The organism is Corynebacterium sp. 13CS0277, from assembly GCF_002994655.1.
Lineage (GTDB): Bacteria > Actinomycetota > Actinomycetes > Mycobacteriales > Mycobacteriaceae > Corynebacterium.
Map to the genome: position 1 here is coordinate 1 of NZ_PPDL01000031.1, position 12,783 is coordinate 12,783.

Below are 12,783 nucleotides of genomic sequence, written 5' to 3' on the forward strand. Positions count from 1 at the left end.
GTGTTGCCCACCGATCAGGAGCTGCTGGACATGATCGCGAACGAGATCAATATCCGTCCCCGGCGGTGTTTGGATTCATGGTCCCCGGTGGAGGTCTTTAATAAACTACTGTCCGATGAACAACTTGCTTAGGCGACTTGACACTGCCCGGTGCTGCATCCACACCCTGTGATTCACACAGTGCACGACCCCTGGGGATAACACACAACCCGTGTTTATCCACAGGGGTTATCCACATTGTGGATGGTTACACACGTGTGATTCCTGTGTCTTGTGTGCGAGAAGTGCCCCTCGTGATTCGAAAACGCCAGGTCGCCACATGACTCGTTCGACGATGGTCGAACATCAGACGTCTGTGTGGATTCGTGCACAGCTTTATCCACAGGTTGTGGATTGTGCACTGTCCCCAGATTGATCCACAGCCTGTGGATAACTCTGTGAACAACCCGGGTGGGGGAGTTGTCCACAGATTACCTGTGTGTAATTCCCCGATCCTGTGGATAACTTCGCCCCACCCGTCACACCCGTACCGCGCCCCACAGGAGTGCGCAGCCGTCTGTGCACACCGCCCCCGGTCCCCACACTGCGTTTCACAGCTCGCCTCACAGCGCACCCCGTCCCCCAGCGCCTTCCCGTGGCGCGCAGGCGGCGCACACAGACGAATCTGGCGTCGGCCCCGCCGAACAGTGGAAACCAGCCTCCACGGGCGCATCGTGATAATCCTGGCGCACCGTGGCAGGCTCGGGCTCTCCCGGTTCTCGTGCGTGGTGCGGCCGTGGACCCCACGACGCCGTGGACGGCACGCGCCCAGGCCACGCGGCGTGGGCAGGCAGTGCCGTGCACGTTCGCACCCCCGGGTGTCCCTCACCCCTGGGAGCCTCCTCGAAGCAGCAGGTGCCACGTGCCGGGTGAAACGACAGAACGTGCGCGTGGCGTGGCAGGTGTCAGCCCGGTGGCACCGCGCGTGCCGCTACCCAGCCAGCCCCAGAGACGACGAAAGAGCCCGACACCACCAGGGGTGTGGGCTCCTTAAGCGACTGCGTGTCGACGGTTAGCGCCAGCCGACCGTCATGAGCAGTCCGATGATGAACATGCCGAAACCAATGCCGTAGTTCCACGGCCCGAGGCGCACCATGAGATCGATCTCGGGGCCGGCGAGGTAGTTCACGATCAGCCAGGCCAGGCCGAGCAGCATGAAGCCGAACATGATGATCTTGTACCACAGCGGGGTGCCGCCGGAGTTGATCTTGACCGGGGTGCGGTTCGCCGAGGAACCAGACGCGACAACGGGGGTGCTGGAGACCTTGGACTTGGGCATGGGGGTTCCTTTTGTGGAGTGGGTTGGTGGTACATGCCTGGCGCGCCGCGCGCACCAGGGGAGGCCGAGTTACAGACTTTACCAGGTTTCCCTGGGTGTTCTCCCCGCCGGCGGTAGGAATGCGCGGCGGCGCGGGAAGCGCCGGCGGGGTGTGGGCCTATTGTTCGCCGAACATCAGCGGGTCGAATACATACACGCGGACGGTCACCGGCTGGTTCTTCGTCAGCGGCTGCCCCGGGGCGGGCGTCTGCGAGGCAATCTTGCCCTGGTTGATGAGCCCGCCGGTGCGTTGCTCCTCGACAATGAGGTCACTGTCGGCACCCACCCAGCCGGCGGCCCGGAGAGTCGCCAGCGCCTTGGTGGTGACCTGGCCGCTCAAGTCGGGCGCGAGGATCTGGGAGCCCTTGGACACTTCCACCCGGATGGTGTCGCCCTTGGGCTTCTCGCTGCCCTCCCCGTCGATGGTGAGGACCGTACCCTCCGGGGCATCGTTGTCGACCATGGCGACCTGGGGGACGAACCCGAGGGCGGTGAGGTTGCCCTCGGCGCGCTCCCAACTAAGGCCCGTGAGCACCGGCACCCGCACCATGTCGGGGCCCGTGGACACCGTGATCATCACCTTCGACCCCTTCGCACTCTGGGTGCCGGGGGTGGGGGACTGCTCAATGACATCGCCCTTAGCGACGTCGGCGCTGGGCTGCTCCTTGACGACGGCGTCGAGTTCCAGCCCCGCCTCCTGCAGCGCATCGCGGGCTTCCTGGGTGGTTTTGCCGCGCACGTCAGGCACCTCGGTGACTTCCTTACCGGTACTCACGGTGAGGGTGACTTGGCTGCCGGGCGGCAGCTGGCTGCCCGCGGCGGGCATCGTGCCAATGACCATGCCCTTCGGGATGGTGGCGTCGGCCTGCTCCAGGCGGGCGACCGTCAACCCCAGGCCGCGCAGCGTATCCTCCGCCGCCTGTGCCGACAGCGTCGCCACATCCGGGATCGTCACCGCCTGCGTGCCCTGCGTACTCGAGCCGGGGGTGCCGGTGGTGAGGTAGTCGTAGGCAAACAGGCCCGCCCCCGCCAGCAAAGCCACACCGAAGAGGCTGGCCACCCACACGCCGGCGCCGCTGCCGCGGCGCTGCTCGTGCAGCGGCTGCGGGGGTGCCGGCGCGGGCGCGGGATACGCCACCGGCTGCGCCGGCGCGGCCTGGGCGCGGGGCTGCGGCTGCTGCTGCGGGTACGCCTGGGTGCGTTGCGTGACGGCCGGCACCACCGTGGTGGGGGCGTCATCGCCACGGTTCGGCTGCGCCGGTGCCGGCTGCTGCTGCAGGTGCACCTTCGCCGCCTGCGACACCGCATTGCGGGAAATCGCGCCCAGGTCGAGGGCGAACTGCTCCGCGGAGGCATAGCGGTCGGCCACGTTCTTCGCCATCGCCGTGAGCGTCACCGCATCCACATTGACAGCTGCCGCGGGGGTGAGCCCCGGGATGAACGCACTCGGCGGGGTGGGGTCCTCGTGGACGTGCTGGAACGCCACCGCGAAGGGCGACTCGCCGGAAAACGGCGGCCGGCCCGTAATCGTCTCGTAAAACACGCAGCCCAAGGCGTACACGTCCGAGGACGCCGAGGCGGTCTTCCCGCGCGCCTGCTCCGGGGACAGGTACTGGGCGGTGCCGATGACAGCACTGGTCTGCGTCATCGCCGACGTGTTGTCGTCGACGGCGCGCGCAATACCGAAGTCCATCACCTTCACCCCACCCGTGTTGGTGATCATGATGTTCGCCGGCTTGATATCGCGGTGAATGATCCCCGCATCGTGGGACACCTGCAGCGCCTCACACACGGGCAGCAGAATCTTCGCCGCCTCCGAAGGCTTCAGCGGACCATCCTCCCGCACAATGTCCCGCAACGTGCGGCCGTGGACGCGCTCCATGACGATGTACGGCACCGCCACACCATGCATGTCCACCTCGCCGGTGTCATACACCTGCACAATATTCGGGTGGTTGAGCCGGCCAGCGTTCTGGCCCTCCCGGCGGAAACGTTCCCTAAAGCCGGTATCGCGGGCCAGCTCCGCCCGCATCATCTTCACCGCCACCGTCCGCCCCAGGAGGGTGTCCTCCGCGGCGTACACGTCGGCCATGCCGCCGGTGCCGATGACCTCGCCGAGCTCATAACGATCGGACAGGATCATTGTTCCTCCTCTTCCGTGGGGTTCTCCGCGGGCGCGGGCTCCGCCGCGGGTGCCGCGGGGGCGGCCTCAGCCGCGCCGGTGGTGGGCTGGGCCGGCTGGGTGGGCTCCGGGGCGGGCTCCTCGTCCTCCACCGGGGCGACCGTCTCCGGGTCGGGTTCCACAGTGACGGTGACAGTATCGGGCTCCCGGGTGACGGTGTCGCTCGGGGTCGGCTCCTCCGACGACGTCGGAGCCGCCGAGGAGCTAGTTGTCGTCGGCGTCGGCGCCTCCGTCGGGGTGACGGAGACCGTCTCCGTCACGATCGTCACCGGCGGCGGGGTGGTCTCCTCCGGGACGGTGGGGGCGGGCTCCCCACCGCGGGTCACCATGTAGATCGCGGCCGCCACCCCGCCGAGCACGATGAGGGCGGCGGCGACCCACGCCGCCGTCGTCTTCACCCCAGGGCCCGACGGCGGGGCCGCCACCGGGGCCACAGCCGGTGCCCTGCCCGCCTGCGTGCCGGCGGCCGTGGCGATAGTCGTCGGCGTGTTCCGCACCGCGGTCGTCATCTGGGTGGGGCGCGCCGTGCGCTGCGGCAGGGACTGCGGCTGCGGCGGCCGGTGGCCGGCCCGCACCGCCCGCACCGCGGCGAGGAACTCCGCCCCGTCCGCGTAGCGGCGCGCCGGATCCTTCCGCAGCGCAATACCAATGAGCTCCCGGGCATTATCGCTCACATTGGTGGTGATCTGCGGCGGCGGGGTATTGATGTGCGCGATCGCGACACTCACCCCACTATCCCCGTGGAAGGGGCGGGTGCCGGCCAGCATCTCGTAGCCGACGACCGCCAGCGAGTACACATCCGTGCCCGGGGTGACGTCGAGACCCTGGGCCTGCTCCGGGGACACGTACTGGGCGGTGCCCACCACCATGCCCGTGCGCGTCAACGGGGCGGCGGCCGCCGCCTTCGCAATCCCGAAGTCAGTGATCTTCACATCCCCTTCCGGGGTGATGAGAATATTGCCGGGCTTCACATCCCGGTGCACCAGCCCATGGGAGTGGATCGCCGCCAGGCCTTCCGCCGCCTGCTCGAGGATGTCCAACGCCCACCCCTCGTCGAGGGCACCATGCTCGGCGAGGATATCCGCCAAGGACTGGCCATCAACGAACTCCATCGCGATGTAGCACACCGTGTGCCCGGCGGCGTCGGTGACTTCCTGGTAGTCGAAGGTGCGCACCACGTGGTCGCTGACAATGTCTTCGCTGGCGAGCGCCTCGTTGCGGAAGCGGTGGAGGAATTCACCATTGTCGGAGAATTCCTTCCCCAGGATCTTCAGGGCGACCGGCCGGCCGGCGCGCAGGTCCTCGGCTAGCCACACGGTCGACATGCCGCCGCGCCCGGCGACCCGGAGCAGCCGGTAGCGGTCGACACCGATGACACGTTGCATGTCGTCGCGGTTGTCACTCATGGTGGTCTCGTTTCCTTGAAACTTGAAAATAAGAACGTGGTGGGCAGCGGCCGGGCTTCAACGCCTGGACGGGATGCGGTGGGCCGGGGGAGAAGAAGAGAAAGAGAAGAAGAGGAAGAGAGGGTGGGTCGGGCGAAGAGGAGAAAAAGGCGAAGAGAGAAGAAAGGGGGAAACCTGGGATTCGGGGCTAGCGTTGCTCCCTCAGGGCGGCGTCAATGACGGCGCGTCCGATGGGGGCGGCCACGGAACCGCCGGTGGCGGCCTGCCCGCGATCGCCGCCGTTTTTCACGACGACTGCGACCGCGATGTCCGCGTCCTCGGTCGGGCCGAAGGCAATGTACCAGGCGTGCGGGTTGGAGTTCCGGGAGTCTTCGCCGTGCTCCGCGGTGCCTGTCTTGGAGGCAATATCCGCCCCGGTGGAGCCGATGGTGTGCCGCTCGGAGGCGCGCATGAGCTCGGTGAGCTGGGCGGCGGTGTTCTCGTCGATGGCCTGGTCGAGTTCCTCCGGCTCGTACTTCTTCACGACCGACAAGTCCGGGCGGGTGACCTGGCTGACGAGGTAGGGCTTCATCCGCACACCCTTGTTGGCGACGGTGGCGGCGATGACGGCGTTCTGCAGCACCGTCATCGCGACGTCGCGCTGCCCGATCGCGGACTGGCCGGTGGCGGCCGGGTCGGCCATCTCACCCAGGGTGCCGGGGTCCATCGGCAGGCCCAGGTCGTAGGTGTCAGTCACGCCGAAGCGGTGGGCGACATCGCTGAGCTTCTCGGCACCGACGTCGATGCCCATCTGCACGAAGGCCGTGTTGCACGACAGGGTGAACGCGGTGAGCAGGGTGGCGGTGTCGCCCTCTCCGCAGCGCATGCCGGCATAGTTTTCCAGGGTGGTGGTCGTGCCCGGCAGGGTGATCTCCGGGGCGGCCGTCAGCGGAGAGCCGGCGGTGAAGCCGCTTTCCAGGCCGGCGGCGGTGGTGATCACCTTGAACGTGGAGCCCGGGGGGAGGGTTTCCTGGGTGGCGTGGTTGAGCAGCGGGGAGCCCTCGTTGTTCGTCAGCCGCGCCCACGCGGACTCGGCGGTGTCATTGTCGGCGATCTCCGCCGGGTTGAACGACGGAGTCGACGCCATGGCGACGATCTCCCCGGTGGCGGGGCGGATCGCGACGACCGCGCCCTCGTAGCCGCGGGAGGCGAGCTGCGAGTAGGCGACCTTCTGCACCGCCGGGTTGAGGGTGAGCTCCAGGTTCGCGCCGGGCGTTTTCGTCCGGGTGAGTCGATCCATGAAGGACTTGCCGCCCAGGTCCGGGTCGGTGCCATCGAGGACAGAGTTGAAGGACTTCTCCAGCCCGGAGGTGCCGTAAATGTCCGACAGGTAGCCCTCGATGGGGCCGTACTCCTCCGGGGCGGTGACATAGCGGCGGGTGTAGAACCCGTCGGCATCCTCCACCGACTCGGCGAGGATCTGCCCGCCGGTGGAGATCTGGCCGCGCGGCACCTGCTTGAGCTCGATGAGGGGCCGGCGGTTGTAGTCGTTGTTGGCGTAGGTCTCCTCAGTGAAGGCCTGCACGTAGGTCAGGTTGATCAGCAGCGCCAGCACCAGCAGCAGCGCGAAGGTGGCGGTGCGGCGGATCGCTTTATTCATGCTCACGACGTGTGGTGCCTTTCCCCTTGTTGCTTCACGCCGCCACCAGGGGAGTGCTCCCCGGGCGGCGGGCTTCGTCACTGGTGCGCAGCAGCAGGCCGAGCAGAATGTAGTTCGCCATGAGGGCGGAGCCGCCCGCCGACATGAACGGCGTCGTCAGGCCCGTCATCGGCAGCATGGCGGAAATGCCACCGACGACGACGAACACCTGGATTGCCAGCGTCAGCGCCAGCCCGGAGGCCACCAGTTTGCCGTAGGAGTCCCGCACGAGCAGCGCGGTGCGGAAACCCCGGCTGATGAAAATGGCGTAGAGCAGCAGGATCGCGGCCAGGCCCACGAGGCCCAGTTCCTCACCGACGGCGGCGAGAATGAAGTCGGAGAACACCACCGAGACGAACTCGGGGTGGCCTTGGCCCAGCCCGGTGCCGGTGATGCCGCCCCAGCTCATGCCGAACAGGGCCTGCGACAGCTGGTGGGTGGTCCCCGTCGGATCCGACAGGGGGTCCAAGAAACCACCGACGCGGGCCTGGATCTTCGCGGAGATGAAGAAGATGGCCGTGCCACCCAGGGCGGCCAGCAGGCCGCCGATGAGCAGCCAGCTGGCGCGCCCCGTCGCGAGGTACAGCATGCCGAGCACCGTGCCGAACAGCAGCAGCGCCGGGCCGAAGTCGTTCTCCCCGGCCATGATGACCAGGGCGATGCCCCACACCGCGAGGATGGGGCCCAGATCGCGCAGGCGGGGGAACTCGATGCCCATGACGTTGTAGCCGGCAACGGTGAACAGTTCCCGCTTCATGGTGAGCAGCTGCGCGAAAAACAGCAGCAGAAGAATCTTGGAAAACTCGCCCGGCTGCACACTGATCGGCCCTAAGGTGATCCACAGGTCGGCGTCGGCCGCGAGGTCCCCCTTGAGGGCCTTCGGCCACACCATCGGCAGCGCCAACAGCACCAGGCCCACCAGGCCCAGGATGTAGGACACCTGGGAGAGCACTTTGATGCTCGGGAGCAGGATCATCACCGCCGACATCATCGCCACCCCGACGAGCGTCCACAGCACCTGCCGGGACGCCAACGCCTCATTGAGGCGGTAGATGATGACCAGCCCCAGCCCGTTGAGGAGGGCGGCGACCGGCAGCAGAATCTGGTCCGAGTGGGGTGCGGTAAAGCACAGCACAATGTGGGCGAGCGCGAAGACGACGATGAAGCCACCCATGGTGACCAGCATGTCGGAGGTCAGCTCATTGCCCTGGCTGAGTTCCAGGTTCGCCAACGCCACCGCCGTGATGAGGGCGGCGACGAGCAGCAAACCGAACTCGACGCGGCGCCCCACCAGCGTGGTGGCGATAGTCTTCACCGTGCTCATCGGGCCACCTCCCGGCAATTGACACCCGGGGTCGCCAGATCGGAGGCGGCGCGCGCCTCCGAGGTGGGTGCCGCGGAGGTTGTGGGTGCGGCGGAGGAGTTCGCGGGCTCCGTAGTGGGTGCCGCGGATGCGCTCGGCGCGGCCGCCGCGGAGGTTGTGGGTGCGGCGGAGGAGTTTGCGGGCTCGCGGGTCACGCACACGGGCAGCGCCCCGCTGGCTAGGGTGGTGAGCTGCTCAACGACGTCGTCGAGGCTGCCGCCCGGCAGCTGGGACACCTGCGAGCGGTGCGCCGGCGGCAGGTCCGTGATGGCAAACGGGGCGCAATCCTTCGGCACGTCGCGCGCAGCACCATCGCCGTCGAGGGCGACAGTCTTCACGTCGGCCGCGGCACCCAGGCAGGTGCCCAGCGCGGTGTGGTGCAGGCTGCGACCAAAGATGGTGTAGTTCGCGCCCTGCTCCACCACGATGTGGTCCTGGTCGTCGACGGCGAGGAAGTAGTGCTTCTCCGTCTGCTTGAGGGCGACGACCGAGCCGATCGCGAGCAGCGAGACGACCACGACGGCGGCGAGCAGCCCCCACCACAGCCGCCGCGGGGAGCGTCGGCGCGCACCAGCATCCGGGGTGTCCGCGTCATCGCCGGTGGGGGCGTTCGTCGGCAGGACCTCCCCCTGGGAGGGGATGGTTTGCGGGGCGCGTGCCGCCATGAGGGCCGCCCGCCCGGCGGCCGTATCCGGCCGGGGGTCTTCCGGCTGGTCGGCGTTGAGGGCGCCGGCCGTCACCGGTTCGGCGGGCACCACGACGCGGCTGCCGTCCGGGGTGGAGGTGTCCACAATGTCGGCGACGACGACGGTGACGTTGTCCGGGCCGCCGGAACGCAACGCCAACTCCACGAGGCGGCGGGCCGCCTCCTCCGGGGTGCCGGCGCGCAGCGTCGTCTCAATCGTCGCCGCGGTGACGGGGTCGCTCAGCCCGTCGGAGCACAACAGCAGCCGGTCGCCCGGCCGGGCGTCCAGCATCTTCAGCGTCGGTTCGACGGGGCGGCCGGTGTAGGCCTTCAGAATCAGGGAGCGCTGCGGGTGGGTGGACACGTCCTCCGGGTCGAGTTCCCCTTGGTCCACCAGAGACTGCACGAAGGTGTCGTCGACGGTGATTTGCTCCAGCTGCCCGTCGCGCAGCCGGTAGCCGCGGGAATCACCGACGTGGCAGAGGCCGAACTCGTGGCCGTCAAACATCAGGGCCGTCAGCGTTGTGCCCATGCCGTCCGTGTCGGGGTGGGCGCGCACCTGGGCGGCGATCGCCCGGTTGCCTTCGTCAGCAACGACCCCGAGGACGGCCAGCATGTCGAGATCGTCACTGGCGACATCGAGGCGCCGCATGTGGCTGATCATGATCTGGGAGGCGACTTCGCCGGCGGCGTGGCCGCCCATGCCGTCCGCCAGGGCCAGCAGGTGGGGGCCCGCGTACGCGGAGTCCTCATTGTTGCCGCGGACCAGCCCCCGGTCGGAGGCCACCGCATAGTTCAGTGCATAGCCTGCGCTCACGCCGCCAACCTCACTGTCGTCCGCCCAATCTTGATGTCGGTGCCCGGCTGCACCACTTCCGCCTGGTCGATGCGGAACCCGTCGACGAAGGTGCCGTTGCGGGAATCCAGGTCCTCCACCACCCAGTCGTTGCCGCGCTGGAAGAGGCGGGCGTGGCGGGCGGAGGCGTAGTCGTCACTCAGCGGGAACGTGCACTGGGAGGAGCGCCCCAAGGTGACCTCGTGGAGGCCACCCAAATCCAGGTAGGAGCCCTGGGCGGGGCCGTCGACGACCTCAACGCGGCGGGCCTGGCCCTTGGTGGCGCGTGCCGGCTTCGCGGGCGCGCCGTGGCTGCGCAGGTCCCGCACACTGGCGGCGGCCTGGGTATCGCGGCGCAACGCCCGCAGTGCGAGCAGCACGAACAGCCACAGCAGCACGAGTAGGCCGATGCGGAAGATGAGAAGCACCATGGGCAATCGTCTCCTACGTCTGTCAGGCAGGGGTGGCGGGTGGGGCGCACCCGGTGTGGTGGTGCCACCGCCTGCGAATGGCTTTTAGGCTAGTAGGCTCCCGCGCGCCCGCCGGGGTGTGGCACACGGCGCGACTGTCGTCGCAGCCACAGATCACTCGGGGTGAGCTGCCGGGAACCCGGCGCCCCGCAGGTGCACTAAGGATGATCTAACTGACTAAGCTACGGCATTGTGCGCCACCGTGCCGTGCGCCGCGAGGAAGTTATCCACAACCACCCCCACACTCATGCGGGGATGATGATGCGTGGTGTGCGTGGTGTGGACACCACCGCACCCGGGTGCGGCACAGGGGACCGTGCGGGGCGTGCTACGCCCCGGTGATGCGGACCTCAATGAACGAGTGGCCCACAGTGATGACGTCACCATCAGCCAACAGCCAATTCTCAATCGGCTCATCGTTGACCGTCGTGCCGTTCGTCGACTGCAAGTCCACCAGCACCGCATCCTGGCCGTCCCACACGATCTCCGCGTGGCGGCGGGACACGCCCGTGTCCGGCAGGCGCAAATCCACGTCGCTGCCGCGACCAATGATGTTCGACCCCTCGTGCACCAGGTAGGTGCGGGAGGACCCGTCCTGCAGCAGCAGCGTCACCGTCGGCCCGTGGGTGACGGGCGGCGGCGTCGGCTGCCCCGGGTGGGGTGCCTGGAAATGCTCGGTCGGGGCGTGGGCGTGCGATGCCGCAACATCGATAGCGATGGGATCCTCCTGGACGGTCGGCGTGGGGGCCGGCGGCGCCACCACGGGGGCGGGCGCCGGGGCGGCAGCGATCGGTGCCAGTGGCGGCTCCCACGTCGCCGGCTCCGGCGCGGCAAGGAACTTCGCCTGGCAGTGCAGCTGGCCGGTGCGTACAGACTCGTCACGGACGAGGTGCACCGCCAGCGGGCCCATCGCGCCCCACTGCTGATTGCGGTAGAAGCGAGTCAGCCTATCAGAGAAATCCTGCGGCAGCAGGGGTGCGTTCTCACTCAAGTTGCTGAAGTCTTTGCCCGACAGGCGCACCACGAACACGTTCGGGGCGTCCACGCCACCATCCTCGGTGCGGACGATTTCGTCCGCCGCCGTGTCCTTGAGGAGCTGCTCCAACTCGGTGGGGATCACGCGCCCGCCAAACACGGCAGCGAAGCCGTTATCGAGTCCTCGCTGCAGCGTGCTGTCTAGTTTGGCGATTTTGCCAATCAGCGACATGACTGCACCGACCTTTCTTGAAAAACCGTCACACGCCCCCGCAGTGCACCGTCAGGCCGCGCCGGCATACTCACTGTGCGGTGCGTGCGCGTGAAGGCCACGAGGGGCGTGGCGTGTGTGGACAGTAAAGCCCAAGTATAGACGAGGGGCAGTAGCAGAGTGCCCGGATTCACCTGCGGAAACCCTCCCCACACCCCGGATCGGAGCAGGACAGCACCCGTGGATGCCACCCGTGCAGCAGCTGCGGCCCGCTCGTCACCGCCACCACGCGCAGGCGCATCCACCCGGTGTCTTTCCGCGCCCTGAACTGGCGATTTGTACGCATCCGTGTGGTGGGTGCTAAAGTAGTCCAAGTCCACAGCGACGCCACGGGCGAGTGGCGGAATGGCAGACGCGCTGGCTTCAGGTGCCAGTGTCCTTCGGGACGTGGGGGTTCAAGTCCCCCTTCGCCCACAGATGAAAACCCCCTCACACTAGTGAGGGGGTTTTCGCATGTCCACCCAATCCTTCAGGGCAAGTGATTGTGGGGTCGGGGGGTTACGTGTCAAAAAGTGTGTACGGCGGCGTAGTGCGCTCGGCCGCGGCACAAACACACTGAGCACCCCTCACCACAGCAGTCCACCCGGGTGCCCTGTGGGACCGGGCAGGAGTATCCAACCCGCATGAGGACGGAGAGAGCCCTTGATCGGCCCGGACGTAGCTAACGTTCGCACTGCATCGGTTGCGCGGCTCAAAGGGGGGTGTCTCCGGGTGGCTTGGCTGGATCATGGGCCGGGGTTCATCGCTCGTCTACTTTTTCGCCGAAGTCGGTACCCGGCCCTTGCTTGGGTCGAGCGTGAATCATCCGTAGCGATGGCCTGGATCCCCCGCTCCGAGAAGCTAGGTCACTCTCCATCAATGTGCTTGAAGACGATCTCTTCAAGTTTGTTTACTCGCTCTTCCTGGAATGCAATGTTGGATACCAGAAATGATGCGAGATGATTTGTATCAATCTGACCATCCACGACAAATCTATCCTCGGTAAGCATAGTTAGAACCCTAACGAACGCCGTTGTCGCTGGGTAGAGATCGTGGTCAATGACGTTGGATGCATCGTCAAGCACCTTGCGCACAAGGTCGATATCGTCTGCCATGCCCTACTCCTTCAGGGTGTTGGTATGAAAATTGTTCAGGCTTTTTCGCCAGTGTACTGACGGCTGTGTCATGGTCTGTGTGTAAAACAGTGCTTGAAAAGGTAGCCGCCACCACTGCTGGCCCGTGTTTGGGTCGAGCGTGAATCATCCGTAGCGATGGCTGGGGTTCCCGGTCCGAGAAGCTAAGTCACTCGCAATTAATGTGCTTGGAGATAATCTCTTCAAGTTTGTTGACCCGCTGCTCCTGGAGCGAAATGATCGTTATGAGGGCAAGCGCTAGCCGATTTGTGTCAATCTGACCATTCACCACTAACGAATCCTCGGAAATCATAATTAAGTGCCTAATGAATGCCGTTGTGGCTGGGTAGTGATCCTGGTCAATGGCTTTGTATGCCTCTTCAAGTGTCTGGCGCATAAGTTCGATATCGTCTGCCATGACCTACTCCTTAGGGTTGTTGGTATGAAAA

At 66.6% G+C, this 12,783-nt stretch carries 10 protein-coding genes and 1 tRNA gene; 1 reads left to right on the top strand and 10 read right to left on the bottom strand.

The annotated features are described in order from the left end of the window. Positions 1–1,051: 1,051 nt before the first annotated feature. The 8 genes from crgA to C1Y63_RS11415 form a co-directional block, all read right to left on the bottom strand. Complete coding sequence (gene crgA, locus C1Y63_RS11380; protein WP_106016575.1) at positions 1,052–1,318, bottom strand: cell division protein CrgA; 267 nt, start codon at positions 1,316–1,318, stop codon at positions 1,052–1,054. Positions 1,319–1,475: 157 nt separating this feature from the next. Further along, positions 1,476–3,500, bottom strand: a complete 2,025-nt coding sequence (pknB, locus tag C1Y63_RS11385; RefSeq protein ID WP_106016576.1) for a Stk1 family PASTA domain-containing Ser/Thr kinase — start codon at positions 3,498–3,500, stop codon at positions 1,476–1,478. Next, positions 3,497–4,945: a serine/threonine-protein kinase gene (locus C1Y63_RS11390; RefSeq protein ID WP_106016577.1), complete on the bottom strand. Its 1,449-nt coding sequence runs from the start codon at positions 4,943–4,945 to the stop codon at positions 3,497–3,499. The genes pknB and C1Y63_RS11390 overlap by 4 nt, the downstream gene beginning before the upstream one ends. Positions 4,946–5,132: 187 nt before the next feature. Next, positions 5,133–6,584 (bottom strand): penicillin-binding transpeptidase domain-containing protein, encoded by a 1,452-nt coding sequence (locus tag C1Y63_RS11395; RefSeq protein ID WP_106016578.1) that lies wholly within the window; start codon positions 6,582–6,584, stop codon positions 5,133–5,135. Between the two features lie 34 nt (positions 6,585–6,618). Beyond that, on the bottom strand, positions 6,619–7,947 hold the full coding sequence (locus C1Y63_RS11400) for an FtsW/RodA/SpoVE family cell cycle protein (RefSeq protein WP_106016579.1): 1,329 nt from the start codon (positions 7,945–7,947) through the stop codon (positions 6,619–6,621). After that, on the bottom strand, positions 7,944–9,488 hold the full coding sequence (locus C1Y63_RS11405) for a PP2C family serine/threonine-protein phosphatase (RefSeq protein ID WP_233195704.1): 1,545 nt from the start codon (positions 9,486–9,488) through the stop codon (positions 7,944–7,946). Before C1Y63_RS11405 ends, C1Y63_RS11400 begins: the two co-directional genes overlap by 4 nt. Then, entirely contained in the window at positions 9,485–9,937 is a 453-nt protein-coding gene (locus C1Y63_RS11410) for an FHA domain-containing protein (RefSeq protein WP_106016580.1), read from the bottom strand. Before C1Y63_RS11410 ends, C1Y63_RS11405 begins: the two co-directional genes overlap by 4 nt. Before the next feature lie 367 nt (positions 9,938–10,304). Continuing rightward, the gene (locus tag C1Y63_RS11415) at positions 10,305–11,183 is read right to left on the bottom strand and encodes a DUF3662 and FHA domain-containing protein (RefSeq protein ID WP_106016581.1); all 879 of its coding nucleotides are present in this window, start codon (positions 11,181–11,183) and stop codon (positions 10,305–10,307) included. Positions 11,184–11,553: 370 nt separating this feature from the next. Between C1Y63_RS11415 and C1Y63_RS11420 the strand changes: the two genes are divergently transcribed. Next, positions 11,554–11,636, top strand: a tRNA-Leu gene (locus C1Y63_RS11420). 431 nt (positions 11,637–12,067) lie between these two features. Here C1Y63_RS11420 and C1Y63_RS11425 read toward each other — a convergent pair. Then, on the bottom strand, positions 12,068–12,316 hold the full coding sequence (locus tag C1Y63_RS11425) for a hypothetical protein (RefSeq protein WP_106016582.1): 249 nt from the start codon (positions 12,314–12,316) through the stop codon (positions 12,068–12,070). A 187-nt stretch (positions 12,317–12,503) separates the two neighbouring features. After that, positions 12,504–12,752 (bottom strand): hypothetical protein, encoded by a 249-nt coding sequence (locus C1Y63_RS11430; RefSeq protein WP_106016583.1) that lies wholly within the window; start codon positions 12,750–12,752, stop codon positions 12,504–12,506. Positions 12,753–12,783: the final 31 nt, after the last annotated feature.

What these genes read in the sequence shown, in the direction of transcription:
- C1Y63_RS11395 (WP_106016578.1), bottom strand. Translation starts at nt 6,584, where the DNA reads ATGAATAAAGCGATCCGCCGCACCGCCACCTTCGCGCTGCTGCTGGTG.
- C1Y63_RS11415 (WP_106016581.1), bottom strand. Translation starts at nt 11,183, where the DNA reads ATGTCGCTGATTGGCAAAATCGCCAAACTAGACAGCACGCTGCAGCGA.
- C1Y63_RS11425 (WP_106016582.1), bottom strand. Translation starts at nt 12,316, where the DNA reads ATGGCAGACGATATCGACCTTGTGCGCAAGGTGCTTGACGATGCATCC.
- C1Y63_RS11390 (WP_106016577.1), bottom strand. Translation starts at nt 4,945, where the DNA reads ATGAGTGACAACCGCGACGACATGCAACGTGTCATCGGTGTCGACCGC.
- C1Y63_RS11400 (WP_106016579.1), bottom strand. Translation starts at nt 7,947, where the DNA reads ATGAGCACGGTGAAGACTATCGCCACCACGCTGGTGGGGCGCCGCGTC.
- C1Y63_RS11430 (WP_106016583.1), bottom strand. Translation starts at nt 12,752, where the DNA reads ATGGCAGACGATATCGAACTTATGCGCCAGACACTTGAAGAGGCATAC.
- C1Y63_RS11410 (WP_106016580.1), bottom strand. Translation starts at nt 9,937, where the DNA reads ATGGTGCTTCTCATCTTCCGCATCGGCCTACTCGTGCTGCTGTGGCTG.
- pknB (WP_106016576.1), bottom strand. Translation starts at nt 3,500, where the DNA reads ATGATCCTGTCCGATCGTTATGAGCTCGGCGAGGTCATCGGCACCGGC.
- crgA (WP_106016575.1), bottom strand. Translation starts at nt 1,318, where the DNA reads ATGCCCAAGTCCAAGGTCTCCAGCACCCCCGTTGTCGCGTCTGGTTCC.